Origin of the sequence: Streptomyces sp. NPDC006296, from assembly GCF_040613235.1 — a bacterium.
Classification (GTDB): Bacteria; Actinomycetota; Actinomycetes; order Streptomycetales; family Streptomycetaceae; genus Streptomyces.
The window spans coordinates 125764-151292 of sequence record NZ_JBEXRT010000016.1; the positions used below are offsets into that span (position 1 = coordinate 125764).

The window sequence follows — 25529 nt, forward strand, 5'->3', positions numbered from 1 at the left end:
GTGGGGCATGACCGCGGACGCGTCGCCGGATCGGTGGTGCCCGCTTCGATCGACGTAGGGATGGGCAGGGCTGTGCAGCGGCGCTTGGTTGGTCTGACCGCGGTAGTGGCCGCACTCGGTATGACGGCGACGCTGTCCGGGTGCGGTGCGGACACCGGGGGCGGCGACGTCACCCTGCGGCTGGTGGCGGCCGACTACGGCACCGGTGCGGGCAACAGCTCGGCGACCTACTGGAACGACCTCGTCGGACGGTTCGAGAAGGCGAACCCCGGGATCAAGGTCGAGGTCAGCGTCTACTCCTGGAAGGACGTCGACCGCAAGGTCGCCGAGATGGTGAAGGCCGGCGAGGCCCCCGACATCGCCCAGATCGGCGCGTACGCCGACTACGCGAAGGCGGGCAAGCTCTACCCCGCCGACGAGATGATCGCCATCCGCACCTCGTCCAACTTCCTGCCCTCGCTCACCGACGCGGGCGAGGTCGACGGCAGCCTGTACGGGCTGCCGTTCGTGGCCAGCACCCGGCTCCTCTTCTACAACAAGGGCCTCTTCGCCAAGGCCGGCCTCGGAGCCCCGCAGACCTGGGACGACATCAGGAACGACGCCGCCGCGCTCGACAGGCGCGGTGTGACCTACCCCTTCGCACTGCCCCTCGGCCAGGAGGAGTCCCAGGCCGAGACCCTGATGTGGATGCTCAGCGGGGGCGGCGGCTACACCGACGAGGTCGGCAACTACGCGATCGACTCCGAGGCCAACGTGGCGACGTTCCGCTGGCTCAAGAACGACCTCGTCGGCAAGGGGCTCACCGGCCCCGTCGCGCCCGGGAAGCTCGACCGGGCGACCGCCTTCGACGCCTTCACCGAGGGCGAGGTGGGCATGCTCAACGGGCACCCCACCCTGATGCAGGAGGCCGAGAAGAAGGGCGTCGACGTCGGCATGGTCCCCCTCCCGGGCCCCGACGGTCCGGCCACCGGCTCGATGGGCGTCGCCGACTGGATGATGGGCTTCAAGCAGAACGGCCACCGGGTGGAGACGGGCAAGTTCCTCGACTTCGCCTACCAGGACGACAACGTGCTGGCCTTCGCCGACCAGTACGACCTGCTGCCCGTGACCAGCACGGCCTCCACCGCGATGGAGGCCGACGGCAAGCAGGCACAGCTGCACGCGTTCCTGTCGGCGCTGCCGAACTCGCAGCTGTACCCCTTCGGCAAGACCTCGTGGGCCCAGGTCAGCGAGATGATCAAGGAGAGGATCGGTTCCGCGGTCGAGCCCGGAGGCAACCCGGAGAGCGTCCTCGGCACCATCGCGACCGAGGCCCGGCAGGCCGAGAGTGTGCGGTAGGGCGGTCCGGCCCCGCCCGGACCGCGGTCCCCGGGTGCCCTGGGTAGGTTGGTCGACATGACCGCCGCCGACCCCGATGACCCCGCCGGCCCCGATGGCCCTGCCGATCCCGATGACCCCGCCGGCCCCGATGGCCCTGCCGACCCTGATGGCCCCGCCGGCCTCGATGGCGCTGCCCCGCTCCCCGCTCAGCAGCGCGCCGTGCTGGCCCTGGAGCGGCGCTCCTGGCCGGGTCCCGGCGCGAAGGAGCGGGCGATCCGGGAGGAGCTGGGGATCTCACCGGTCCGCTACTACCAGCTGCTCAACGCGCTCCTCGACGACCGGCGTGCGCTGGAGGAGGACCCGGTCACCGTGAACCGCCTCCGGCGGGTCCGCGAGGCACGGCGCGGACGCCGCTGAGCCGCCGCCCGCGCCGGAGAGAGACGGCGCGCGCACGTCGTCGGCCCGGCCCGCCCGCGATCCGCGCGCCCGGCCGCGGTCAGGCCCGCGATCCGCAGGCCCCGCGTTCCGCGGACCCGGCCCGTCCCGGGTCGCGCCCGCGGGGAGGGGAGCCGGGCGGTGCGGCGGCCCGCCCGCTACGCTCACCCGCATGGGCAACCCGGCACACCCCCTCCCGATCCCGTCCACCCAGGCCGGCCGCGAAGGCCTCGCCGCACTCCTCGCCCGGCCCTCCCGCGCGGTCGTCGCGCTGGACTTCGACGGGACGCTGGCCGACATCGTCCCGGACCCGGAGCGGTCCCGCGCCCACCCCGACGTCGTCCCCGCGCTGTCCGTGCTCGCGCCCCGGGTCGCCGCCGTCGCCGTGATCACCGGCCGTCCGGCCGACACCGCGGTGCGGTACGGCGGCTTCGCCGGTGCGGCCGGCCTGGACCACCTCGTCGTGCTCGGCCACTACGGAGCCGAACGCTGGGACGCCGCCACCGCCGCCGTCCACGCCCCCGCGCCGGACCCCGGGGTGGAGGCCGTCCGGGCGGAGCTCCCCGCCGTGCTCGCCCGGGCGGGCGCCGACGACGGCACCTGGATCGAGGAGAAGGGCCGCGCGGTCGCCGTGCACACCCGCCGGGCGGCCGACCCGCAGGGGGCCTTCGAGTCGCTGCGCGGTCCGCTGGGCGAGCTGGCCGCCCGGCACGGCCTGATCGTCGAACCGGGCCGCCTGGTCCTGGAGCTGCGGCCGGCCGGGACGGACAAGGGCGTGGCGCTGGAGGGATACGTCGAGGAGGTCGGCGCCGAGACCGTGCTGTACGCCGGCGACGACCTCGGCGACCTCGCCGCCTACGCCGCCGTGGAGAAGCTCCGTACCCGGGGGATCAACGGCCTGCTGGTATGCAGCGGTTCCGAGGTCCCCGAACTCGCGGAGCGCGCGGACCTGTTGCTGCCGGGACCGGCAGCGGTGGCGGAGCTCCTCGGGACGCTCGGGGGACAGCTGGCCGACGCCGGGCGGTGAGCCCGGCGGACCGGGCGGCCGGGCCCACCGGCCGCCGCGGCCGGGGGTCCGGGCGCTCCCGCCGGTGACGACCGGGCGGAGCCCCTACTCCCGCAGCGCGTCCAGCTGGTCCAGGAACCACTGCTGCGGCGGCAGCGCGGTCGCCGCGGCGGCCAGGCGCTTCGAGCGGGCGCCCCGCTCGCCGGGCTCCATGGTGAGCGCCTCGTGCAGCGCGTCCGCCGTGGCCGAGACGTCGTAGGGATTGACCACCAGGGCGTCCGCGCCGAGCTCCTCGTAGGCCCCCGCCTCGCGGGACAGGACCAGGGCGCAGCCCTCGTCGGAGACGACCGGCACCTCCTTGGCGACCAGGTTCATGCCGTCGCGGATCGGGTTGACCAGCGCCACGTCCGCCAGCCGGTACGCCGCCAGGGAGCGGGCGAAGTCGTCGTCGACGTGGAGCAGGACGGGGGTCCAGTCCCCGGTGCCGTACTCCGCGTTGACGGCGTCGGCGACCCGCTGGACCTCGGCCGTGTAGTCGCGGTAGACCGCGAGGTCCTGCCGGGAGGGGTAGGCGAAGGCGATGTGGACCACCCGCCCGCGCCACTCGGGGCGTTCCTCCAGCAGGGCGCGGTAGGCGTGCAGCCCCCGGACGATGTTCTTGGACAGCTCCGTGCGGTCCACCCGCACGATGGTCCGCCGGCCGGCGCCGACCTGGTCCCGGAGGAGCTCCATGCGCGCGTCCACGTCCGCCTCGCGCGAGCGGCGGCGCAGGAAGTCCGCGTCGGCGCCCAGTCCGTGCACCCCGATCCGGGTGCGGCCGGTGCCGCCGAGGATCTCCGTGCAGCAGCCGATGAAGGCGTCCGCCCAGCGGCGGGTCAGGAACGCGGCGCGGTCGGCGCCCAGGATGCCGTTGAGCAGCTGCTCGCCGATGTCGTCGGGCAGCAGCCGGAAGTAGTCGACGGGCGCCCAGGGGGTGTGCGAGAAGTGCCCGATCCGCAGGTCGGGGCGGAGCTCGCGCAGTATGCCGGGGACCAGGGCGAGGTGGTAGTCCTGCACCAGGACCGCGGCGCCCTCGCCCGCCTCCTCGGCCAGGGCCTGGGCGAACGCGCGGTTGTACGTCTCGTAGGAGGCCCACTGGCGGCGGAACTCCGCGTCGAAGACCGGCTCGACCGGGGTCTGGTAGATCATGTGGTGGACGAACCAGAGCACGGAGTTCGCGATGCCGTTGTAGGCGTCGGCGTGGACCCCGGCGTCGATGTCGAGCATCCGGACGCCCGGCTCGGACACCCCGCGCCGGACGGCCTCGCGGTCGCCGTCGCTGAGGGCGGCGCACACCCACAGCTTGTCGTCGACGGCGCTCAGGCCGGAGACGAGCCCGCCACCGCCGCGTCTGGAGTCGAGTGTGCCGTCGTCCCGTCGTGTGTAGGAGACCGGGCCGCGATTGGACGCGACGAGGACCTGGGCAGCGTGCGCGGAGACCATGTACCCGAACCTAGCCCGTCCGGTATCCCTCCAAACGTGGAGCGGGCGGGAACCCGGACGCGTGTTCGGTCACGCCGCGTCACGCTCGGCGTACTCGGCCACCTCCCGCATCGGCGGCCGTTCCTCGGTGTCCACGGCGTGGGTGCGCGGGACGAAGCCGCCGGGGCCGCGCTCGAACTGGGTGATCTCGGGCCGCACCAGGGCCCCGCGGGAGAGCCGCAGCTGGGCCGTGCGGTAGATCGCGGCGGCCATCCGGCCGAGGGCCTGGCCGTCCTGGTGGCGGTGCCTGCGCACACCGACGTCCACCTGCGCGAGCGCGTCCAGGCCGACGGTGTGCAGCGCGTCGACGAGCAGGCCCAGCTCCACGCCGTACCCGACGGGGAAGGGGAGCTGCTCCAGCAGCGAGCGCCGCACCGCGTACTCGCCGCCGAGCGGCTGGACGAAGCCGGCCAGCAGCGGCCAGTGCAGGTTGAGCAGCGGGCGGGCCACCAGCTCCGTCACCCGGCCGCCCTGTCCCGCGGTGTCGCCCAGCGGCCGGTCGTACATGGCCTTCACGAAGTGGACCTGGGGATCGGTCAGCAGCGGGCCGACGATGCCGGACACGAACTCCGCGGAGAAGTCCCTCAGGTCCGCGTCGACGAAGCAGACGATCTCCCCGGTGGTCACCAGCAGGGACCGCCACAGCACCTCGCCCTTGCCGGGGAGCGCGGGTATCCGGGGGAGCACGGAGTCCCGGTGCACGACCCGGGCGCCGGCCCGTCGCGCGAGGTCGGCCGTGGCGTCGGTGGAACCGGAGTCGATCACCACCAGTTCGTCGACGAGCTGTGTCTTCTCCATCAGCTCGCGCCGGATCTCCGCCACGATCGCCCCGACCGTCGCCTCCTCGTTCAGCGCGGGCAGGACGACGCTCACGCGCGAGCGGTGCGGATCCTTCGCCCGGGCGGCCGTGAGACGGTCGAGCGGGCGGTCGGCAGCAGACCAGGAACGCCTGGTCAGCCAGCGTTCCACCTCTTCCAGCACGGTCGGTACTCCCTGTATGTGATCCATCTCGCGGGTCGGACGACTATCTCAACCGTCCGGTGCTTCGGTTACAGTCTTGAACAACGCGGATGACCCTCGCATGTCGGGGTCGGTCCGCCCATAAACGCCCGGATCGATGGTCCGGTGCCACAGCGCTCATCCAGAGGGACTGAGGGAACGGCCCGTTGAAGTCCCGGCAACCCTCCTGCCGGCCGTGAGGCCACGGTGGGGAAGGTGCCAATTCCGTCTTGCGGCGAAATACGTCGCGAGGAAGATGAGGAGAAAGGGCCTCCGCCATCATGGCCGTCCAGACCGTCGCAGAGAACACCGATTCCCCCGCAGTGGATCTCGGTCCCGCCGCGGCGCTTTCCTGCCGCGAATGCGGTGAGCGTTTCGCCCTCGGCCCCCTCTTCGCCTGTGCGTCCTGTTTCGGGCCGCTCGAAGTGGCGTACGACCTGCCGAGCGGCTCCCCCGAAGAGCTGAAGAAGCGCATCGCCGAGGGCCCGGCCAACATCTGGCGCTACGCGCCGCTGCTGCCCGTCCCCTCCGACGTCGCGGACAAGCCCAACATCAACCCCGGTTTCACCAAGCTGGTCAAGGCCGACAACCTCGCCCGCGAGCTGGGGGTGACCGGCGGCCTGTACGTCAAGGACGACTCCGGCAACCCGACGCACTCCTTCAAGGACCGTGTCGTCGCCATCGCCGTCGAGGCCGCCCGCGCCTTCGGGTTCACCACCCTGTCCTGCTCCTCCACCGGCAACCTCGCCGGTGCGGTGGGCGCCGCCGCCGCCCGGGCCGGCTTCCGCTCGTGCGTGTTCATCCCGCACGACCTGGAACAGGGCAAGGTCGTCATGGCCGCGGTGTACGGCGGCGAGCTCGTCGGCATCGACGGCAACTACGACGACGTCAACCGCTTCTGCTCGGAGCTCATCGGCGACCCGCTGGGCGAGGGCTGGGGCTTCGTCAACGTCAACCTGCGGCCGTACTACGGCGAGGGTTCCAAGACCCTGGCGTACGAGATCTGCGAGCAGCTCGGCTGGCGGCTGCCCGACCAGCTCGTCATCCCCATCGCGTCCGGCTCGCAGCTCACGAAGATCGACAAGGGCCTCCAGGAGCTGATCAAGCTCGGTCTCGTCGAGGACAAGCCGTACAAGATCTTCGGTGCGCAGGCCGAGGGCTGCTCCCCGGTCTCCACCGCCTTCAAGGCCGGCCACGACGTGGTCCGCCCGCAGAAGCCGGACACCATCGCCAAGTCCCTGGCGATCGGCAACCCGGCCGACGGCCCGTACGTGCTGGACATCGCGCGGCGCACCGGCGGGGCCGTGGAGGACGTGAACGACGAGCAGGTCGTCGACGCGATCAAGCTGCTGGCCCGCACCGAGGGCATCTTCGCGGAGACCGCCGGCGGGGTGACGGTCGGGGTGACGCGGAAGCTGATCGAGGCCGGTCTGCTCGACCCGTCCCTGACGACCGTCGTCCTGAACACCGGTGACGGCCTGAAGACGCTCGACGCGGTCGCCCCCACGACCGGCCTGTCGGCGACGATCCGGCCCAGCCTGGACGCGTTCCGCGAAGCCGGCCTCGCCGCCGCCAACTGACCACCCGAGACCGAAGGAAGGCACCCACATGAGCGTCAAGGTCCGTATCCCCACCATCCTCCGCACCTACACGGGCGGTCAGGCCGAGGTCCCGGCCGAGGGCGCGATCCTCTCCGAGGTCATCGCCTCGCTGGAGGCGAACCACCCGGGCATCGGCGCCCGCGTCCTGGACGACCAGGGCAAGCTGCGCCGCTTCGTCAACGTGTACGTCAACGACGACGACGTGCGCTTCGAGGGCGGCCTGGACGCGGCCACCCCGGACGGCGCGGGCGTCTCGATCATCCCGGCCGTCGCCGGCGGCTGACGGCCCCGGACGGTGTGCGGCCGCTCGGCCGCCGACCGCACCGCGTACACACGATGACCCCCTCCGTGAGAGAAACGGAGGGGGTCATTCTGCATGGTTGAGCACGGTACAGTTGGGGAAGTCCCCGCAGCCGTCCGCGCCGTCCTCCTCCGGGAGCGCCCCCTGCCGCGACAAGAAGCAGCCAAAGTGCGTGCACTCCTTGAGGCATAAGTCGCCTTTGCCCGGCCCGACTTGCCCTGGAATCCCGTGAATTCCCCCCAAGCGTGCGGTGGCCCGTGCCCAGAATTCTCGTCCGATTGACCTGTTGCAGAGGGCAGTTGGGCAGATACATTCAGCCGCGGTCGACGCGTTCCGGCGTATGCCACCCTCTCCTGTCGGAGGGTGAGTTCTGACCCGGGCCCGCGAAGTGCGGGCTCGTGCAAGGGCCAGTAATAGGGGAGTTGGGCATGGCTCAGGGCACCGTCAAGTGGTTCAACGCGGAGAAGGGGTACGGCTTCATCGCGGTCGACGGTGGTGCGGATGTTTTCGTCCACTACAGCGCGATCCAGATGGACGGGTACCGCACCCTCGAAGAGGGTCAGCGAGTTGAATTCGAGATCTCGCAGGGCCAGAAGGGGCCGCAGGCGGACATGGTCAAGCTCGCCGTCGGCTGAGTTCGGCGCGGTCGGCCAACGACACCACTCACACACGCGAGGCCCGTACCTCCCACCGGGGGACGGGCCTCACGTGCGTCTGCACCCCGGGGGTGCGCGGCCCCGGCGGGCCCCGTTCCGGGGCGCGCGCTCCCGTCCGCCACCCCCCGGCCTTGTTCGAAGGCGCTTGCACTCGAAGGGGTCGAGTGCTAATCATTGGCTTAGCACTCTCCAGGTGAGAGTGACAGAACTTGGACCGGGCCGGTGAGGCCCGCAGGCTCGGTGGGGCAAGGAACCACCCAGCACGCTGGCCGTCCGTCGCGGGCGCCTCCCGGTCCGGAGAAATCCACCCCTGTCCGGGAGGACCACTTCACATGGCCAAGATCATCGCGTTCGACGAGGAGGCACGGCGCGGTCTCGAGCGCGGGATGAACCAGCTCGCCGACGCCGTCAAGGTCACCCTCGGCCCCAAGGGCCGTAACGTCGTCCTCGAGAAGAAGTGGGGCGCGCCCACGATCACCAACGATGGTGTTTCCATCGCCAAGGAGATCGAGCTCGAGGACCCGTACGAGAAGATCGGTGCGGAGCTGGTCAAGGAGGTCGCCAAGAAGACGGACGACGTCGCCGGCGACGGTACGACCACCGCCACCGTTCTCGCCCAGGCGCTCGTCCGCGAGGGTCTGCGCAACGTCGCCGCGGGTGCCAACCCGATGGCTCTGAAGCGTGGCATCGAGAAGGCCGTCGAGGCCGTCTCCGCCGCTCTGCTGGAGCAGGCGAAGGACGTGGAGACCAAGGAGCAGATCGCTTCGACGGCCTCCATCTCCGCCGCCGACACCGAGATCGGCGCCAAGATCGCCGAGGCGATGGACAAGGTCGGCAAGGAAGGCGTCATCACCGTCGAGGAGTCCCAGACCTTCGGTCTGGAGCTGGAGCTCACCGAGGGTATGCGCTTCGACAAGGGCTACATCTCGGCGTACTTCGCCACCGACATGGAGCGCATGGAGTCGTCCTTCGACGACCCGTACATCCTCATCGTCAACTCCAAGATCAGCAACGTGAAGGACCTCCTTCCGCTGCTGGAGAAGGTCATGCAGTCGGGCAAGCCCCTGCTGATCATCGCGGAGGACGTCGAGGGCGAGGCGCTGTCGACGCTGGTCGTCAACAAGATCCGTGGCACCTTCAAGTCCGTCGCCGTCAAGGCTCCGGGCTTCGGTGACCGCCGCAAGGCCATGCTCGGCGACATCGCCATCCTCACCGGTGGCACCGTGATCTCCGAGGAGGTCGGTCTCAAGCTGGAGAACGCCGGCCTGGACCTGCTCGGCACCGCGCGCAAGGTCGTCATCACCAAGGACGAGACCACGATCGTCGACGGCGGCGGTGACAGCGACCAGGTTCAGGGCCGCGTCAAGCAGATCCGTGCCGAGATCGAGAACTCCGACTCGGACTACGACCGCGAGAAGCTCCAGGAGCGCCTCGCGAAGCTGGCCGGCGGCGTGGCCGTCATCAAGGCCGGCGCCGCCACCGAGGTGGAGCTCAAGGAGCGCAAGCACCGCATCGAGGACGCGGTGCGCAACGCCAAGGCCGCCGTCGAGGAGGGCATCGTCGCCGGTGGTGGCGTGGCTCTGCTCCAGGCCTCGGCCGTCTTCGAGAAGCTCGACCTGACGGGCGACGAGGCCACCGGTGCCAACGCCGTCAAGCTCGCGCTGGAGGCCCCGCTCAAGCAGATCGCCGTCAACGGTGGTCTCGAGGGCGGCGTCATCGTCGAGAAGGTGCGCAACCTGCCGATCGGTCACGGCCTCAACGCCGCGACCGGCGAGTACGTCGACATGATCGCCGAGGGCATCATCGACCCGGCGAAGGTCACGCGCTCCGCCCTGCAGAACGCCTCGTCCATCGCGGCGCTCTTCCTCACCACCGAGGCCGTCATCGCCGACAAGCCGGAGAAGGCCTCCGCGGCCGCTCCGGGCGGCATGCCGGGCGGTGACATGGACTTCTGATCCTCGGATCGGTCGTTCCAGGCAGGACCCCGCAGTACCCGCAGTATCCGTGCGACGTCGGCCCCCGGGAGGAATCCCGGGGGCCGACGTCGTGCTGTCCCCGCCCGCGCCGGCCGGCCTCCCCGGCGGGGCCCGAAGGCGGGTGCCGGATACTGACCGCCCGTCCACACCGAGAAGGAGCACCACCGATGACCGACGATCCCCGCACGGGTCCGCCCGTGGCAGGCGGCGAACGGGAGACGCTGCGGGCGTTCCTCGACTACCACCGGGCCACCCTCGCCATGAAGTGCGAGGGGCTGGACGACGAGCAGCTGCGGCAGCGGTCGATGCCTCCCTCGACGCTCTCCCTCCTCGGCCTGGTGCGCCACATGGCCGAGGTCGAACGCGCCTGGTTCCGGCGGGTGTTCGAGGACCACGAGGCGCCGATGGTCTGGTCGGACCGGATCGACTTCCAGGCGGCGTACGACGCGAGCGCCTCCACGCGGGCGGAGGCGTTCGGCGCCTGGGAGGCCGAGGTGGAGCACGCGCGGCGGATCGAGCGGCAGGCGGACTCGCTGGATCTGACCGGACTCCAGCCGCGCTGGGGGCACGAGGTCTCGCTGCGCATGGTGATGGTGCACGTGCTGCTGGAGTACGGCCGCCACAACGGCCACGCCGACCTGCTCCGGGAGGGCGTCGACGGGACGGTGGGCGCCTGAGCGCACCCGGCGGCGGACGGCCCGGGGGCGTCAGCGCGGGCCGGAGCCGCCCTCCCGTGTGATGCCCCGCGCCCGGTCGGTGCGTTCGGAGCGGGGGACGAGGCCCGCCCGGACGGTCGCCATCCGGTCCCGCACACCGTCGGTGGGAACCGTGCCGGGCGGACGGGCGGCGATGCCCGTGTCCTCGCCCCGGCACCTCCCGCAGAGCCCTCCGCGCAGCGCCTCGGCGCTTCCCGGCGCACGGCAGTCGGCGCACTCCAGGGTCCGCAGCACGACGGCCGGCGGCCGGGGTGCGAAGCGCTCCGGAGGCAGTTTGTCCACGAGCCTGCGGCGTACGAGGGACGCGGCGTGGTGCACGGTGGCGGGCAGCCCGTGGGTCAGGGCGCGCAGGGTCTCGTCCTCGGTGGCGCCCCGCTCGAACCAGGCGTCCACCAGCGGTTGCAGACGCAGGCAGTCCGCCGCCGACAGACTCAGCGACGGCGCGGTGCGACCGAGGGCGGCCAGCAGGACGAAGGCCCGGGACCGCGTCGGCCGCCGTGTCTCCGGGGGCGCGTCACCCCGGGCGAAGGCCGCCCACCAGGCGTCGTCCCGCGCGGTGCGCGAGAAGAACGTCCGGGTCACCCAGAGCATGACCTCGTCGGTGGCGACGCACTCGCTGCCCCGGCGCAGATGTCCGGCGGCCTGAAGCCGGTTGAGCGCGGTGCGCAGCGCGCACTGGCCGTACGGCAGCCACTTGGCCAGTGTCTTGACGGAGATGTCGGAGCCGTCCGGCAGCCGGTCGATGTAGGAGGCGACGGCGGCTTCGCGGGGCGGCAGACGGGAGAAGTCGCGGGCGCTCCGCGGGAGCTGGTCCGGGGCGGAACGCTTTCCGTAACCGGGGTTCGCCCTGGGGTGTGTGGGCTCGTACGGGGCGCGGGGGGCGGCACTAAACTGCTCGACAGCCATCAGATCGCCTTTCTGTTTCACGATCGAGTGGTCAGACCCCTGTCAGGTGTTCGCGCACCGGCGGGGGTCGCCTGCTGTCGGGCACGCTAGAGCGTGGCGACGCCCTGTCGCAACTCGGTCACAAACAGTCAAGTTCGCTGGTGGGGAGGGTGGGTGGGCGGGAAGAGGCCCTCCACCCGATCCTCTGAAGAGCGCTCGGAGTCCAGGGCTTGAGCCTCGGGTGCCGCACACGAGGTCCCGGTCTCCCCGCGCCCTCGTGAGGGGCCGCCGGCTCGGCGCCTGTCAGCCCGCTGCCCGCGGCGACCACGGTGCCGCTGCCCGGCCGGGCCGGCCGGCGCCGGCGCCGGCGCGTCCGCCTCTGGTGGGGGCCGTTGCCGGCGTCCGGTGCGTGTTCATGGTGTCCGCCTTCCGCTGCTGCTTCCTGATGACGGCCACGTGACGCACGCGCGCCCCCGATCTGTGACACGGGTCCGATGTGACCCGCGCCACAGCGTGCGGAGGTGCGGACCCTACGCGGGGATCCGGTCGAGTCCGAGCGGTGCGGGAGGCGGCAGCGGGGCTGCCGTCTCGGCGCGGAAGGACTGGAGGAGGTAGGCGACCAGCCGCCGGGTCGCGGCGGGCGCGTCGGCACCCGCTCCCGCGCCGGCACCGCAGTTGGCGAGCATCAGCAGCGTGATGTCGCGTACGTCGAAGTCCTGGCGCAGGCGTCCGCAGTCCTTGGCCCGCCGGACCAGCAGGGCGAGGCCCTCCTCGGCGCGGCGGCGCCCCTCCGCGTACCCGGCGTGGTCGGGGAACTGCGACAGGAACGCCTCGGTGAAGCCCCGCTCGGTCGCCTGCATCATGCAGACCTGCTCGACGACCGAGCAGAAACCGTGCCAGGGGTCGGGGTCGTTCAGCCCCTCGTCGAGGAGTGCGACGCAGTGGGCGAGCTGTTCGGAGAAGGCCTCGGACACCAGGGCGGCACGCGTCGGGAACCGCCGGTAGAGCGTCGCGACCCCGACCTTCGCACGCCGGGCGATCGCTGCCATGGGCACGTCGATCCCCTGGAGGGCGTACGCCTCGCGGGCCGCGGCGAGGATGCGCTCGCGGTTCTCCCGGGCGTCGGAACGCAGTGACTCGGGGGCTTTCCGATAGGTCTGATCAGGCATGTTTCTCACTTCGGTCCACATGGAGGGTGCCGTCCACTTACCCGTTTAGCGTGGGACGTATGGACGATATGCGAGCGGCGCTCCACGACAGCTACGGCCCTCCCGAAGTGCTCTACGAAGGCCGGGTCCCCGTCCCGGAACTCCAACAGGGCGAGGTGTTGGTCCGTGTCCACGCGCTCAGCGTCAACGGCGGCGAGCTGTACGGCCGGGCCGGACGCGTCCGCCTGGTGACGGGCAGCCGCTTCCCGCTGCGCACGGGGATGGACTTCGCCGGCGAGGTCGCCCGCGTCGACGGCGCCGTGAAGGGGCTGCGTGAGGGCGACCGGGTGTGGGGACTGCTGGGGCGCACCTTCGGAAGCGCCGCCGAGTACGTCGCGGTCCGGCCCCGACGACTCTCCTACGCCCCGGCGAACCTCTCGCTCGTCGAAGCCGCGTCACTGCCCGCCGGGACGACCGCCCTCACCGCTCTGGAGACCAAGGCCCGGCTGAAGGCGGGCGAGCGCCTGCTCGTGCGCGGCGCCGCCGGCGGGATCGGCAGCGTCGCCGTCCAGCTCGGCAAGGCGCTGGGGGCGCGGGTGACCGGCCTCGCCGGAGGGAAGAACCTCGACTTCGTACGGGAACTCGGGGCGGACGAGGCCTTCGACTACCGGACCACCGGGCCGGAGGACCTGGGCCCCTTCGACGTGGTCCTGGACACCGTCGGCACCGAACACCGCTCCTTCCGCAGGCTCCTGGCCCCCGGCGGACGCATGGTCTCGATCGCCTTCGACATCGACCACCCGGCCGCGAGCCTCGCCTACCTGCTCGCCTCCACCGCCCACGGCCCGCGCCGCGTCCGCTTCTTCAGTGGCAACCCGAGGCACGACCTCCTCGCCCGGCTCGCCGCATACGCGGAGAGCGGCGCGATCCGCCCGGTCGTGGACACCGTCCACCCGCTCTCCGGGATCGCCGCCGCCCATCGGGCGTTGGAGGCGGGAGGCGTGCGGGGGAAGCACGTGATCCAGGTGGTGTGACGTCCTTCCCCGCGCGCCCCGGTGATCGCCTACAGCCGGTCGAGACCGGCCACGAAGACACCCCACGCACCGGTCCCGAAGGCCAGCACGGGGCCGTCGGTCACCTTGGAGTCACGGACCGGCACGATGTCGGGCAGCCCGTCGGCGACTTCGAGGCAGTCACCGCCGTCCCCGCCGCTGTGCGAGGACTTGCGCCAGGTGGCGACTTCGAGGCAGTTGCCACCGTCCCCGCCGCTGTGTGAGGACTTGTGCCAGGTGGCTATTTCGAGGCAGTTGCCACCGCTTCCGTCGCTGTACGAGGACTTGTGCCACGTTGCCGTGGCCAGGATGTGGTCAGAACTGTTGATCTTCATAGGCGTAATCCTCCGCCACCGATTCGATCAAGGCCAGGGATGCATCAGGTGACAATGCGCTGGCCACCAGCAAATCGTAGGTCAGTTCGTATGACAGTACTTGTGCTGGATCGTCAAGAAGTTGTCCGGAACCAAGCCCGTCCAGGTAGGCCAGAGGTGGCGCGTCAGGGAACGTCATGAGTTTGAGTGGTCCGCCCATCGCCGAATGCCCACCCGCGCAGAAGGGCAACACCTGCACGATGACGCGCCTTTGTCGCATCAATCGCATGAGGTGGGTGAGCGCCTCGCGCATGACTTCGGGGCCGCCGACTCTTCGTCGCAGCACCGCCTCATCCAGGACTGTCCAAATCGTGGGGATTGTTGGATGCGTCAGGAGGCCGGCGCGCTCGAGCCTGGCCTCGACCAGTTCGTTCACCTTTTCCTCGGGTGTTGTAGGCCGGTAGCCCAGGAAGATGGCGCGCGCGTACGACTCTGACTGCAAGAGCCCAGGGATGAGGAGCGGCGAAAATTCCTTGATCGTCTCCGCCATGGCCTCCGCCTCGGCCGCCTCCGCGAAGTGGTCCGGGTACTTCGACTTCTTGAGGGCGGTGCAGTTCCGTACGAAGAACCCGTCCGCGCCCAGTACCTCGTCGAGTCTCCGGGCCTGGTCCTCCTGCATCCGGCGCGTGCCGGCCTCCAGCTGTCCGATGAACGAGCCGCTGACGAACAGGGGTGTTCCCAGGTCTTCCTGGGACATGCTCGCCGCCTCTCTCCGGTGGCGGAGCTCGGCGCCCAGCAGGGCGCGCGGAGAGGAGGCGGGGTCGAGCTTCTTCGGTCCGGGCAAGGCGACTCCCCGTGGCACACGTGCGGATGTTGGAACTGCACCTCTTCCACGGTAGCGAGGAATTGGCCACGCTGAGTAGGCATGGCAACTACTCAGCGTGGAAATGGGGAAGATCATGACGACGGCTACGGAACGGCGCCAAGAGGCAGCGGGCAGAGTTCGGGCGGCAGAGGACGCGGTGGCACGGCTGCGGGCAGGGCTCGCGGGGGTCGGGGTGAAGCTGCCTTCGCTGCGGATCGACCCGTTGTCGTTCGCGGGCAGCCGGCCGGTACCGCTGGTCGACCTGGGCCGGTGCTCGGTCGAGACGGCGCTGCGGCTGAGCGCGGAGCTGGAAGCGGCGGCGGCTCATGACCGTTGAGGGACTGGAGCCGTGCACCCCGGAGCCCGGGACCTTCGCGGTGGACGGCCGGGACGGCAGGGTGGGCCGGGTGATGGGCCGTGTCGGGCCGTACGTCCAGCTGCGTCCGCCGGGTGGCGGCGCGGAGTGGGACTGCCCGCCGGACGTGGTCCGGCCCGCGCCGCCGGGGCTGGTGCTCCGGGCGCGGGTGACGGAGATCAACCGCGAGGGGCGACTGCCGTCCTGAGCGGGAGGTCCGTGCCGTGAGGCGCGTCCCGGCGGTCGGGGCCGGGTGGTCGGCGCGTGTCCGTCCCTGAGCCGCTTCGACTGTCTATCGACCACGGTCGAGGAAATCTATGCTGGGGAGAGTAGACATTGGGTTGTGACGTGAGTATGGTTTCTCTCGTAGCCAGAAGGACAGCAGGGCCCGGCAGAGACGAACTGCCGGGCAGTTGTACCCGCAGTTGAAGTGAGCAGGACGGTGCGGCGGTGGAGTTTCGAAGCCAGGGTTGTTGCAGGACGGCGACGAGACTGACGGCCGGACCGGGTGGCCCGCGGTAGTCAGGGGCCGCCGCAAGCGGTGAGCAGTACCCAGCAGCGGTGTCACATGAGCGACACCTCGGTGAAGGCGTCGGCTGCAGGCGCGCGCGCCGGGAGGTTCGGCAGTGGGGTTCCAAGCCAGAGCAGATGCAGGACGGGTGACGGGGCTGGCTGCCGGAGAGTGGTGCTGCGACAGGCCACTGAGCAGATCGCAGCAAGAAAGTGATTGATCCCAGAGGGTAGAACGGAGGAGTGGGCGCCATCAGGATCGCCCGGGCGGAGTCGTGAGCCCGGGTACCGCAGGACATCGATAGTGAGGTGGTCTCCGGTCAAGCAACCGCGATCCCCGCAGCCCCGGCGACTTTCATGCCGGGTCGGCGGACACAGAGGGTCGGCCCCACGCCAGGGCCGGCTGATGGTGTAGCAATTCCTTCGGGGCCCGGGTGCCATATGGCACCCGGGCCCCTCAGCGCGTTCCGCAGAGAGGTGCAAATGACAGCAGGCGAATCCTTCGGTCGTCTCGATGACGACGACTATCCCGCCTACACGATGGGCCGGGCCGCCGAGATGCTCGGTACCACCCAGGGCTTTCTCCGTGCCGTCGGCGAAGCCCGCCTGATCACCCCGCTGCGTTCCGAGGGGGGACACCGGCGCTACTCCCGGTACCAGTTGCGCATCGCCGCCCGCGCGCGGGAACTCGTCGACCAGGGCACGCCCATCGAGGCCGCCTGCCGCATCGTCATCCTCGAGGACCAGCTCGAAGAAGCTCAGCGCATCAACGCCGAGTACCGGCGCGCCGCCGTCTCGGGCGATCCGACGGCCACGGGCTGAGGCGGCCCGGCTGCGCCTGCGCGCGGAGGACACTGCGGGCCGGGCCCTGGACTGCCACCGCCCGGTCCGCTGCGGACGGCGGACAGGGGCCCGCAGGCCGCGACGGAATACCGGTCGTGGCGGGTGGCCGTGAACGCGGCACGGTGCCTTCGAGGGGCACCGTCGGGTGGAGGGGCGCCACCGCGGGTGGTCACACCCGCCGAGCCGCAGGCGACGAGATTTCTCGCCGGAACACTGTGCCGCTTGTGGGCCAATATCTGCTGCCGCGAGACGAGGGTTGATTTTCTCGCGCCGACAGCGTGTTTATCGTAGCGAATCAATTTGTTCTGTCAGGCGTACTCGGATCACTACGGCATGCTACTGTCGATTCAGTTGCAGTTGTGGTTCCCAAAAATTCAACGCTCGCGTCGGTGATTTCCCGCGTGAAGCGTTCTGTGTTTCCGGTTGTTCTCCGGGCGGGGCATCATCGCGGCGACGCGGTATCCGTGTGTCGCGGATTCCGGCGTACTGCCCCAAAAAAGGAGACATGACATGGCGTCTGGCACTGTGAAGTGGTTCAACGCGGCCAAGGGCTTCGGCTTCATCGAGCAGGACGGCGGAGGCGACGACGTGTTCGCCCACTTCTCCAACATCGCTGCTCAGGGATTCCGTGAGCTGCTCGAAGGCCAGCGGGTCACCTTCGACATCGCCTCGGGCCAGAAGGGTCCGACGGCCGAGAACATCGTCCCGGCCTGACGCTGAAGCGCACTTCGTGGCCGGGGCCCGCACCCCTCGGGGTGCGGGCCCCGGCTACGGGCATGTACCGCGGAGGGCAGCCTCCGTGGGACGGAACCACCCCGATTCCGCTCCAGGCGGCCTGCGCGCCGGGTCCGCACCCGACGGCATCCGGGACCTCGCGCCGAAACGGCGTCGCCCGCCCGGTCGTCCTTTTTTCCCGCCCGCACCGTACCGGATGCATTGCGGCGGCGTCCCTCCAGTATTCCGTCCCGGCCCGTTCTCGTGATTTCCCGCGCTGTTTTCTGCCGGTGAATTCCTTGATACGCGCCGTATCAAGGAAGGTTCTCGAATGAACCCCACACGCACGAACGACCGCACCTCCCGGACCCGCCGCACCGGCGGTCCCGGCTCCGGCCGGAGCAGCCGTTCCGGCTCACCCGCCCCCAGCCGTTCAGGTGGCCCGAGCCGCTCCGGTGGCCACGGCCGACGGTCCGGCGCGGCCCCGGGCGAGTTCGCCCTGCCGGAGACGATCACTCCCGCTCTGCCCGCTGTCCAGGCGTTCGCCGATCTCGCCATGCCGGCGCAGCTGCTGGCTGCGCTGACCGCGCAGGGCGTCAGGGTGCCTTTCCCCATCCAGGGGGCGACCCTGCCCAACACGCTCGCGGGCCGCGACACCCTGGGGCGCGGGCGCACCGGATCGGGCAAGACGCTCGCCTTCGGTCTGGCGCTTCTGGCCCGCACCGCAGGCCGGCGCGCCGAGCCCCGCCAGCCGCTGGCCCTCGTCCTCGTCCCGACGCGCGAGCTGGCTCAGCAGGTCACCGATGCGCTCTCTCCCTATGCCCGCTCGGTGAGCCTGCGCCTGACCACCGTCGTCGGCGGAATGTCGATCGGCAGGCAGGCCAAGGCGCTGCGGGACGGTGCCGATGTCGTCGTCGCCACGCCGGGCCGGCTCAAGGACCTCATCGACCGTGGTGACTGCCGGCTGGACCAGGTCGAGATCACCGTTCTGGACGAGGCCGACCAGATGGCCGACATGGGCTTCATGCCCCAGGTCACCGCCCTCCTGGACCAGGTGCGCCCCGATGGGCAGCGGATGCTGTTCTCCGCCACCCTCGACCGCAACGTGGACCTTCTGGTCCGCCGCTACCTCACCGACCCGGTCGTCCACAGCGTCGACCCGTCCGCCGGTGCGGTCACCACGATGGAGCACCACGTGCTGCACGTGCACGGCGCGGACAAGAGCCGTGCGACCACCGAGATCGCAGCCCGCGACGGCCGGGTGATCATGTTCCTGGACACCAAGCACGCGGTCGACAAACTCACCGTGCACCTGCTGAACAGTGGAGTGCGAGCAGCCGCACTGCACGGCGGCAAGTCCCAGCCCCAGCGCACCCGGACGCTGACCCAGTTCAAGACCGGGCACGTCACCGTGCTCGTCGCCACGAACGTCGCGGCCCGGGGCATTCACGTGGACAACCTGGACCTGGTCGTCAACATCGACCCGCCGACCGACCACAAGGACTACCTCCACCGCGGCGGGCGCACCGCCCGGGCCGGCGAGTCGGGCTGTGTCGTGACCCTCGTCACCCCCCACCAGCGCCGCGACATGAGCCGTCTCATGACCGCCGCCGGGATCGTGCCCCAGACCACCCGGATCCACCTCGGCGAAGAGGAACTGAGCCGGATCACCGGTGCCCAGGCACCCTCCGGCGTCCCCGTCACGATCACCGCGCCGGTGACCGAACGACGCAAGCGCAGCGCATCCTCACGCGGCCGGCGCGGCCCGGCCCCGGCTGCCCGGCGCAGGACCGCTCGGCAGGCCGCCGACGCGGCGGCGGCCTGAGAGCCTCGTGATCAGGAAACTCACCCACCACGGCAGAAGGCACCTTTTGACGCTGATCCAGATGCATCCCCACTCGACAGGCGTCACTCCCGCGCAGAGCACCGCGGCAGAGGCCGCGGACATGGACGCACTGCAGGTCAGCGACGACATGACCCTTGAGGTCGCCCTGTCCGTCATGGCCGGAGCCCGCACCGGGCACCTGTCCGTCTGCGACGACGACGGCCTGTGCACGCAGCTGGTCACCCAGGCCCGGCTCGCCGCGGTCCGCGACAGCCCCGGTTACACCGACCGGCTCAGGTTGCGCGACATCCTCGGTGACAGCGGGCCGTTCGCCCCGCCCGTGGCCACGACCACCGAGGCCGGGTGCGGAGCCCCGGGGCGGCTGCTCGCCGCGCCGCCGGCCGCCGAAGGCCGGGCCGGCGTCGGGCGCGACCTCGCCCCTGCTCACTGAACCGCCTCATCGCGGTGGAACCATCTCCTTCCTCTCCCTGTGAGGCATCATGCGCTGTGTCATCGCCCGCTTCCCGTTCGACCTCACCAAGAGCGGTGTCCTGGAATCCATGAAGGGCGTCAAGCCCGAACAGGTCATCGGCGAGTCCGTGATCATCGGGCGCCGCACCTACCCGGTCAAGCAGGTCGGTCAGGTCGTCACCCGCCAGGACCGCCGCGATTTCAGCGCAGCTGAAGTCCTCCGGGCCATGACCCAGCTCGGCTTCACCTGCCCCGGCCCGTCCCCGGCCATCGCGCCCGAGCGCGTTCACACGCCGCTCCAGCACGCTTCCGCGATGCTCGGCGCACCCGCCGCCGGCTGATCGGCGGGCGGGCGCGAGCCGCCACCGGAACAACAGTGAGGGTCCGACCGGCAGGTGCCGGTCGGACCCTCACTGTTGCTCTCAAGGCTTTCCTCCGTTTCCCCGGCCGGGCCGCACAGGCTCAACGGCCCTGCGGTCAGGTCCGGGTGGCCGGTCCGCTCGCCGGCTGTCGCTCCCCGGGGCCGGCGAGCCGCTGGTGAAGCACCGTCAGGGCGGTGTGCGCCGGCGGGAGGACCAGGGCCCCGGTGAGCAGCAGGGCGAGGGCGATCGGGGCGAGGACCCCGGCCACGTGGGCGGCGTAGGTGTTGTCCGGGCCCCACGTCAGGAAGAGGGAAGCCGTCCCGCCGCGCGCCGGCCGGGCGGCGGCCTGGAGCAGGACGTACAGGCCGACGGTGAGCCCGCCCAGGGGCAGCGCGACGGCCAGGGTGCGGGCCCAGGAGGCGGTCCGGCCCCAGGTCAGCGACCAGGAGCGGCGCAGCGCGGCCGGGGGACGGAGGCCTTCGCGCGCGGCGGTGGCCGGGGCCAGGGCCCAGCCGAAGCGGAGCACCAGCGTCAGCAGAAGGCCGAGCAGCGGAGGTCCGTGGCGCAGCAGGGGGAACAGACGGGGGTGCTCCCCCTGGGGGACGAGCACGGTGTACTCCCTGAACAGGGTGGTGGTGAAGTACCCCTGCACCAGCACGCCGGTCACGAGCGGAATCCATACGCACACCCCGCGCAGTGCGTACACCCCGAGGACCGTACGGAAGCGGCCGCGCGGGAGGCTGCCTCCCGGTGCGGCCACCGCGCGGGCGCACGCCGTCTGGAGGGCGGTGCACCCCAGGTGCAGCAGCAGGACCAGGAACGGCAGGCAGGCGAGGAGGACGAGCCACAGGGTCTGCACCCGGGTGCCGTCCGGGGCGTAGGAGTCCTCGTCGAGGCGGGCCCGCACCGCGCCCTGGCGTATCGCGTCGAAGGTGGGCCAGGCGGCGAGGAACGCCACGGCGGTCAGCAGCAGACCGCCCACCGCGACCAGACCGGTGACGTGTGCCGACCGGCCGTACAGGCGCAGCCCGTCGCGTCGCAGGACGGCCCCGGTCGTGCGGGCGATGCCGGATCGCGGTTCGTGCGGCCGGCCCGTCTCCCGCCCTCCGGGCGAGGGGGTCGGGTGTGCGAGGCCGCCGCTCGCCCGTCCGCTCGTCATCTCTGCCGCCTCTCGGTGTCCGGGGCGCCGACCGGTGATCGAAGACCGGCGTCCGGGGAGAGGGATGCGGGCGGACCGGCGCGCGGTTCCCTCGCGGCCGGACCGGCCGGTCCACGGGGCGTGGAAGCGGAGGGAGAAAGGAGAAGCGGGTGGCGCACGGTCCGGGGACCGTGCGCCACCCGCTTTCTGCCGCGGCACGGCGGCGGAGGGGGGTCAGACGCCTGCGGGCTCCTTCGTCGGGCTGTCGCCCGGGGCGGTGGACGGGCCGGTGGCCGCGACCGTGGAGGGGGCCGCTTCCTGGGAGACGTTGAACTCCGCCAGCAGGGACTTGCTGAAGCCGAAGAAGTAGGTGGCGACGAATCCCGCGACGTAGCCGACGAGCAGACCGCCCGCGTAGATCGCGATCGTCGAACCGAGACCGTGGTTGCCGTCCAGCAGCGGGAACAGCGCCCAGCCGGACGGGCCGATGGCCGTGGACCCGACGGAGTCGCCGAGCTGGTTGAACAGCCCCACGAAACCGCCGCCGAACGCGCCGCCCACACAGGCCGTGACGAACGGACGGCCCAGGGGCAGCGAGACGCCGTAGATCAGCGGCTCGCCGACGCCCAGCAGACCCGCGGGCATCGCGGACCTGATGGTCCTGCGGATCGACTCGTTGCGGGGGAGGCGGAGGTACACGGCTGCTGCCGCACCGACCTGGCCGGCCCCGGCCATGGCGAGGATCGGCAGCAGGACCGTGAAGCCCTGCTGCTCGATCAGCGTCGTGTGGATCGGGATCAGCGCCTGGTGCAGGCCCAGCATCACCAGGGGCAGGAAGAAGCCGCCGAGCACGAAGCCCGCGCCCGCACCGCCCGTGGAGAGCAGCCAGTCGGCGAAGGTGCCGATGGCGGAGGAGACCTCACCGGCCACGTACATCAGGCCGAAGATCGTGACGAGGCCGGAGATCAGGACCGTGAGCGTGGGGGTGACCAGGACGTCCAGCGCCTCGGGCACCCAGCGGCGGCACCACTTCTCGACGTACACCGCGAGGACCGCCGCACCGAGGGCGCCGAGGACGCCGCCCTGGCCGGGGGAGAGGGTCTGGCCGAAGGCGTCGATGTTCGCGACACCGGGGAAGACGATGATCGCCGCGACCGCACCGCCGAGGATCGGGGTACCGCCGAACTCCTTCGCCGTGTTGTAGCCCACGAAGACCGCGATCAGCGCCATGAAGCCGGAGGCCATCGACGCGAGGGCGGGGGTCACCGAGGTCAGCCAGCCGAGGTTCACCAGCAGCCCGTTGAGGCCGGCGATGATGCCGCAGCCGATCAGGGCCGGGATCAGCGGGACGAAGATGTTCGCGATCCTGCGCAGGAACAGCTTGAACGGGGTCGCGTTCTTCGCCTTCTGCCGTGCCTTCAGCGCGGCCCCCTTGTCGGCGAGCTCCTCGGCCGTGTGGACGGGCGCCGGGGCACCGGACGCCCTGCCCTCCTCGACCAGCTGCTCGAACTCCGGGGTGACCCGGGCGACGGTGCCCGGGCCGAGGACGATCTGGTAGGTGTCGTCCTCGACCACGCCCATCACGGCGGGAACCGCCTTCAGGGCCTCGTCGTCGACGAGGGAGCGGTCGTGCAGACCCAGCCGGAGCCGGGTCATGCAGTGGGCGATCGAGCTGACGTTCGCGGCGCCACCGACCAGCGGCAGGATCGCGGCGGCAGTGGCGCGGTTCTTGTCTTCAGTAGCCATGGTGCGTGGTGCCTTGCTGTGCGAGGAGTGGTGCGTCAGGGGGTGCGGACCGCCGCGAGGGCGGCGCGCAGGTGGCCGTCGGACTCGGCCAGGAGCGTGGCGGCGGCCGGGCCGTCGACCCCGCCGAGCAGGGTGAGGACGGCGTTCTTGACCTCGCCGTCGGTGGCGGCGAGCGCCGCCTCGATCTCCTCGTCGGAGGCCCCGGTGGCGAGGGAGACGATCCGGTGGGAGCGGGCGCGCAGCTTCTCGTTGGAAGCGCGCACGTCGACCATGAGGTTCCCGTACGTCTTGCCGAGCCGGATCATCGTGATCGTCGAGAGCATGTTGAGGACGAGCTTCTGCGCCGTCCCCGCCTTGAGGCGGGTCGAGCCGGTGAGCAGCTCGGGCCCCACGACGATCTCCAGGCCGTGCTCGGCCGCGGCGGCGAGCGCGGAGTCCGCGTTGCAGGAGAGCCCGATGGTCAGGGCGCCCGTGCGGCGGGCGTGCTCGACGGCGCCGATGGCGTACGGGGTGCGGCCGGAGGCGGAGATCCCGACCACCGTGTCGTCGGCGGTGAGGTCCAGGCCGTCGAGGTCGGCGGCGGCGAGTTCCTTGCTGTCCTCGGCGCCCTCGACGGCCTTGACCATGGCGGAGGGGCCGCCGGCGATCAGGCCGAGCACCTCGGACGGGTCGGTGTTGAAGGTGGGCGGGCACTCGCTGGCGTCGAGCACCCCGAGCCGTCCGGCGGTGCCGGCGCCCGCGTAGATCAGCCGGCCGCCGCGCGCCATGCGCGCGGCGGTGGCGTCGATCGCGGCGGCGATCTGCGGGAGCCGCTCGGCCACGGCGGCGGGGACGGTGGTGTCCTCGCCGTTCATGATGCGGGCGATCTCCTGCGTGGGCAGCCGGTCGATCTCGGCGAGCTCCGGCCGGAACGCCTCGGTGGTGAGGGTGGCGAGCTGTGCGCGCAGCGCGTCGGTACCGCCGGGGGCCGGTACGTCGGTGTTCGCGTCGGTGGTGGAGGTCATGGACGGCGACTCTGCTTTCTCGGGCTCGTGCTGCTTCGGAGGGGGTGGGGCGCTGCCGTGGTCAGCGGCTGCGCGGGGTACGGCGGTGTGCGAGCGCCTCGTAGGAGGCGGACAGGGCGGGCGCGGCCGTCTCGTACGTCCGCTGGGCCACCCCTATGAAGAGGCAGTCGACGACGAGGAGCTGGCTGGTGCGGCTCGACATGGCGGCCGGCCGCAGCTCGCTCTCCCGGGCGGTGGACGTGGTCAGCACGTGGTCGGCGTACTGCGAGACCGGTCCGTCGGGGCGCCCGGTGATGGCGATCGTCGTCGCGCCGCGGTCGAAGGCGACCCGGAGCGGTTCGATGACGTCGGCGGTGGAGCCGGAGTGCGTGATCGCTATGGCCACGTCGCCGGAGCGGAGCTGCACCGCGTTGGTCACGGCGAGGTGCGGGTCCATGTGGGCGTGGGCTATCAGGCCGATCCGGAGCAGCTTCTGCGCCAGGTCCTGGCCGACGAGGGAGGACGCGCCGACGCCGTAGATGTCGATGCGGCGGGCCGTCGCCGCGGCGACCACGGCCGCTCCGAGCTGCGCGGTGTCGAGTCCGGCCGCCGTGTCCGCGAGGGTCTGCTGCTCGTCGTAGGCGAGCTTCGTGACGACGTCCGCGATGGGGTCGTCGACCGCGATGTCGGCGGTGACGGCGGGCGCCCGGCCGGACTGCTGGTGGGCGGCGAGGCCGGCCAGCGCGAGGCGCAGGTCCCGGTACCCCGGGTAGCCGAGGAGGCGGGCGGTGCGCACGACGGTGGCCTCGCTGGTGCCGGTCAGCTCGGCGAGCCCGGTGACGGTGAGGGCGGCACACCCGGCGGGGTCACCCGCGACCGCCTCGGCGACCCGCTGCATGGAACGGGTCATGGACGGAGCGAGGGTCCGCACCTTGGCCGCGAGAGCGGCGGGCGCGGGCGGGGAGTCCGGGTTGAAACTTTCCTTCACGTCATGGGTCACATTTGAAAGATATTTTCACGGACGAATCCCGTCAACCCCCCCTTTGGCCCCTCCTTCCGGAGGATCACACGGTCCCCGCCCCCGGACGATCCGGGCTCGGCCACGGAGGCGGCGGGGGACAATGGGGCCCATGGAGCTGAACAACCTGGAACAGGAGCTGCACACCGCACGTGCGCTGGTGATGGCCGACCTCGTCGCGGGCGACGTGGCCGAGGCCGGGATCGTCTCGATGGTCGAGGACGCGGTGGTCCACCGCCGCTGGTGGGTCGAGCAGTGGCCCGAGGGAGTGTCGTTCGTCACCGGGCTCGTGGCGCAGGACGTCCAGGACGCGCTCCTGGAACAGCACGGACGGTGGCCGCTGTGCCCGGTGTGCACGGGGGAGGGGCCGCACGCGCTGGACGTCGAGCCCGAGCTCGGGGCCGATCCGCACTGGGTCTGTACGAAGGCGACGGTGTCCGTCGCCCGGGTGGGGTCGCTCGCCGAGGTGCTCGGCCGGTGACCCTCTACATCGACCCGCCGACCTGGCCGGGGCACGGCCACCTGTGGTCGCACCTGGTCAGCGACGTGTCGTTCGAGGAACTGCACGCCTTCGCCGCGGCCATCGGCTGCCCGCCCCGCGCCTTCGAGCGCGACCACTACGACGTGCCCGAGGCGCGCTACGCCGACGCGGTGCGGGCCGGGGCACGGGAGGTCGGGTCGGGGGCGATCTTCCAGCTGGCCTGGAGCAGCGGGTAGTTCCACGGGGCGATCAGGGCGCAGACGCCGACCGGCTCGTGCACGACGACGC

28 protein-coding genes, 1 pseudogene and 1 riboswitch are annotated in these 25529 nt (G+C 71.4%); of the genes and pseudogenes, 18 read left to right on the forward strand and 11 right to left on the reverse strand.

The features are described from left to right. Positions 1-60: 60 nt before the first annotated feature. The 3 genes from ABZ172_RS14100 to otsB all read left to right on the forward strand — a co-directional run bounded on the left by ABZ172_RS14100 (position 61) and on the right by otsB (position 2782). On the forward strand, positions 61-1338 hold the full coding sequence (locus ABZ172_RS14100; protein ID WP_356883661.1) for an extracellular solute-binding protein: 1278 nt from the start codon (positions 61-63) through the stop codon (positions 1336-1338). 57 nt (positions 1339-1395) lie between these two features. Continuing rightward, complete coding sequence (locus ABZ172_RS14105; RefSeq protein ID WP_356883663.1) at positions 1396-1737, forward strand: DUF3263 domain-containing protein; 342 nt, start codon at positions 1396-1398, stop codon at positions 1735-1737. 190 nt (positions 1738-1927) lie between these two features. Beyond that, positions 1928-2782, forward strand: a complete 855-nt coding sequence (otsB, locus tag ABZ172_RS14110) for a trehalose-phosphatase (RefSeq protein WP_356883665.1) — start codon at positions 1928-1930, stop codon at positions 2780-2782. Positions 2783-2866: 84 nt separating this feature from the next. On the opposite strand, the gene ABZ172_RS14115 is transcribed toward otsB, so the two are convergent. Beyond that, entirely contained in the window at positions 2867-4243 is a 1377-nt protein-coding gene (locus tag ABZ172_RS14115; RefSeq protein ID WP_356883667.1) for a trehalose-6-phosphate synthase, read from the reverse strand. A gap of 69 nt (positions 4244-4312) precedes the next feature. Beyond that, positions 4313-5263 (reverse strand): glucosyl-3-phosphoglycerate synthase, encoded by a 951-nt coding sequence (locus ABZ172_RS14120; protein ID WP_356883723.1) that lies wholly within the window; start codon positions 5261-5263, stop codon positions 4313-4315. A 153-nt stretch (positions 5264-5416) separates the two neighbouring features. After that, a riboswitch (SAM riboswitch) is annotated at positions 5417-5544 on the forward strand. A gap of 18 nt (positions 5545-5562) precedes the next feature. Here ABZ172_RS14120 and thrC point away from each other — a divergent pair. The 5 genes from thrC (at position 5563) to ABZ172_RS14145 (ending at position 10492) form a co-directional block, all read left to right on the forward strand. Beyond that, positions 5563-6861: a threonine synthase gene (thrC, locus tag ABZ172_RS14125; protein WP_356883669.1), complete on the forward strand. Its 1299-nt coding sequence runs from the start codon at positions 5563-5565 to the stop codon at positions 6859-6861. Positions 6862-6889: 28 nt separating this feature from the next. After that, positions 6890-7165, forward strand: coding sequence for a MoaD/ThiS family protein (locus ABZ172_RS14130; protein ID WP_356883671.1), 276 nt, complete (start codon positions 6890-6892; stop codon positions 7163-7165). Positions 7166-7611: 446 nt separating this feature from the next. Beyond that, the gene (locus tag ABZ172_RS14135) at positions 7612-7818 is read left to right on the forward strand and encodes a cold-shock protein (RefSeq protein WP_003967346.1); all 207 of its coding nucleotides are present in this window, start codon (positions 7612-7614) and stop codon (positions 7816-7818) included. A gap of 353 nt (positions 7819-8171) precedes the next feature. After that, the gene (groL, locus tag ABZ172_RS14140) at positions 8172-9794 is read left to right on the forward strand and encodes a chaperonin GroEL (protein ID WP_356883673.1); all 1623 of its coding nucleotides are present in this window, start codon (positions 8172-8174) and stop codon (positions 9792-9794) included. 188 nt (positions 9795-9982) lie between these two features. Next, positions 9983-10492, forward strand: a complete 510-nt coding sequence (locus ABZ172_RS14145; RefSeq protein ID WP_356883675.1) for a DinB family protein — start codon at positions 9983-9985, stop codon at positions 10490-10492. Between the two features lie 30 nt (positions 10493-10522). On the opposite strand, the gene ABZ172_RS14150 is transcribed toward ABZ172_RS14145, so the two are convergent. After that, positions 10523-11437, reverse strand: coding sequence for a hypothetical protein (locus ABZ172_RS14150; protein ID WP_356883677.1), 915 nt, complete (start codon positions 11435-11437; stop codon positions 10523-10525). A 509-nt stretch (positions 11438-11946) separates the two neighbouring features. Beyond that, positions 11947-12585: a helix-turn-helix domain-containing protein gene (locus ABZ172_RS14155; RefSeq protein WP_356883679.1), complete on the reverse strand. Its 639-nt coding sequence runs from the start codon at positions 12583-12585 to the stop codon at positions 11947-11949. 59 nt (positions 12586-12644) lie between these two features. Here ABZ172_RS14155 and ABZ172_RS14160 point away from each other — a divergent pair, with 59 nt between their 5' ends. Further along, positions 12645-13598, forward strand: a complete 954-nt coding sequence (locus tag ABZ172_RS14160) for an NAD(P)-dependent alcohol dehydrogenase (RefSeq protein ID WP_356883681.1) — start codon at positions 12645-12647, stop codon at positions 13596-13598. A 29-nt stretch (positions 13599-13627) separates the two neighbouring features. On the opposite strand, the gene ABZ172_RS14165 is transcribed toward ABZ172_RS14160, so the two are convergent. Together ABZ172_RS14165 and ABZ172_RS14170 are read right to left on the reverse strand one after the other, a co-directional pair. Next, a complete protein-coding gene (locus ABZ172_RS14165; protein ID WP_356883683.1) occupies positions 13628-13951 on the reverse strand; it encodes a DUF397 domain-containing protein in 324 nt (107 codons plus the stop codon). Next, complete coding sequence (locus tag ABZ172_RS14170; RefSeq protein ID WP_356883685.1) at positions 13932-14774, reverse strand: helix-turn-helix transcriptional regulator; 843 nt, start codon at positions 14772-14774, stop codon at positions 13932-13934. Before ABZ172_RS14170 ends, ABZ172_RS14165 begins: the two co-directional genes overlap by 20 nt. 115 nt (positions 14775-14889) lie before the next feature. Between ABZ172_RS14170 and ABZ172_RS14175 the strand changes: the two genes are divergently transcribed. From ABZ172_RS14175 to ABZ172_RS14205, 7 genes are all read left to right on the forward strand, one after another. Further along, entirely contained in the window at positions 14890-15132 is a 243-nt protein-coding gene (locus ABZ172_RS14175; RefSeq protein WP_356883687.1) for a hypothetical protein, read from the forward strand. Next, on the forward strand, positions 15122-15358 hold the full coding sequence (locus ABZ172_RS14180) for a hypothetical protein (protein ID WP_356883689.1): 237 nt from the start codon (positions 15122-15124) through the stop codon (positions 15356-15358). The genes ABZ172_RS14175 and ABZ172_RS14180 overlap by 11 nt, the downstream gene beginning before the upstream one ends. Positions 15359-16143: 785 nt before the next feature. After that, positions 16144-16482: a MerR family transcriptional regulator gene (locus ABZ172_RS14185; protein ID WP_356883691.1), complete on the forward strand. Its 339-nt coding sequence runs from the start codon at positions 16144-16146 to the stop codon at positions 16480-16482. Positions 16483-17013: 531 nt separating this feature from the next. Then, positions 17014-17217 carry a cold-shock protein gene (locus ABZ172_RS14190; RefSeq protein ID WP_356883693.1) on the forward strand — a complete coding sequence of 68 codons (204 nt, stop codon included), beginning with the start codon at positions 17014-17016 and terminating at the stop codon, positions 17215-17217. Positions 17218-17548: 331 nt separating this feature from the next. Continuing rightward, a complete protein-coding gene (locus tag ABZ172_RS14195) occupies positions 17549-19042 on the forward strand; it encodes a DEAD/DEAH box helicase (RefSeq protein WP_356883695.1) in 1494 nt (497 codons plus the stop codon). A gap of 121 nt (positions 19043-19163) precedes the next feature. Beyond that, the gene (locus ABZ172_RS14200; RefSeq protein WP_356883697.1) at positions 19164-19493 is read left to right on the forward strand and encodes a hypothetical protein; all 330 of its coding nucleotides are present in this window, start codon (positions 19164-19166) and stop codon (positions 19491-19493) included. A gap of 49 nt (positions 19494-19542) precedes the next feature. Then, positions 19543-19854, forward strand: coding sequence for an SCO5918 family protein (locus tag ABZ172_RS14205; RefSeq protein ID WP_356883699.1), 312 nt, complete (start codon positions 19543-19545; stop codon positions 19852-19854). A 136-nt stretch (positions 19855-19990) separates the two neighbouring features. Here ABZ172_RS14205 and ABZ172_RS14210 read toward each other — a convergent pair whose 3' ends face one another. The 4 genes from ABZ172_RS14210 to ABZ172_RS14225 form a co-directional block, all read right to left on the reverse strand. After that, the gene (locus ABZ172_RS14210) at positions 19991-21034 is read right to left on the reverse strand and encodes a hypothetical protein (protein ID WP_356883701.1); all 1044 of its coding nucleotides are present in this window, start codon (positions 21032-21034) and stop codon (positions 19991-19993) included. Positions 21035-21247: 213 nt separating this feature from the next. Further along, entirely contained in the window at positions 21248-22759 is a 1512-nt protein-coding gene (locus ABZ172_RS14215) for a PTS transporter subunit EIIC (protein ID WP_356883703.1), read from the reverse strand. Between the two features lie 35 nt (positions 22760-22794). Next, positions 22795-23763: an N-acetylmuramic acid 6-phosphate etherase gene (gene murQ, locus ABZ172_RS14220; RefSeq protein ID WP_356883705.1), complete on the reverse strand. Its 969-nt coding sequence runs from the start codon at positions 23761-23763 to the stop codon at positions 22795-22797. 61 nt (positions 23764-23824) lie between these two features. Then, positions 23825-24742, reverse strand: coding sequence for a MurR/RpiR family transcriptional regulator (locus ABZ172_RS14225; protein ID WP_356883707.1), 918 nt, complete (start codon positions 24740-24742; stop codon positions 23825-23827). Between the two features lie 130 nt (positions 24743-24872). Here ABZ172_RS14225 and ABZ172_RS14230 point away from each other — a divergent pair, with 130 nt between their 5' ends. Together ABZ172_RS14230 and ABZ172_RS14235 are read left to right on the forward strand one after the other, a co-directional pair. Then, positions 24873-25241 carry a hypothetical protein gene (locus tag ABZ172_RS14230; protein ID WP_356883709.1) on the forward strand — a complete coding sequence of 123 codons (369 nt, stop codon included), beginning with the start codon at positions 24873-24875 and terminating at the stop codon, positions 25239-25241. Then, positions 25238-25477, forward strand: a complete 240-nt coding sequence (locus ABZ172_RS14235) for a DUF4031 domain-containing protein (protein WP_356883711.1) — start codon at positions 25238-25240, stop codon at positions 25475-25477. The genes ABZ172_RS14230 and ABZ172_RS14235 overlap by 4 nt, the downstream gene beginning before the upstream one ends. Here the strand turns inward: ABZ172_RS14235 and ABZ172_RS14240 are convergent. Further along, positions 25441-25529: pseudogene (locus ABZ172_RS14240) on the reverse strand (aldehyde dehydrogenase family protein); the annotation flags it as partial. The gene ABZ172_RS14235 and the pseudogene ABZ172_RS14240 sit on opposite strands and share 37 nt — an antisense overlap.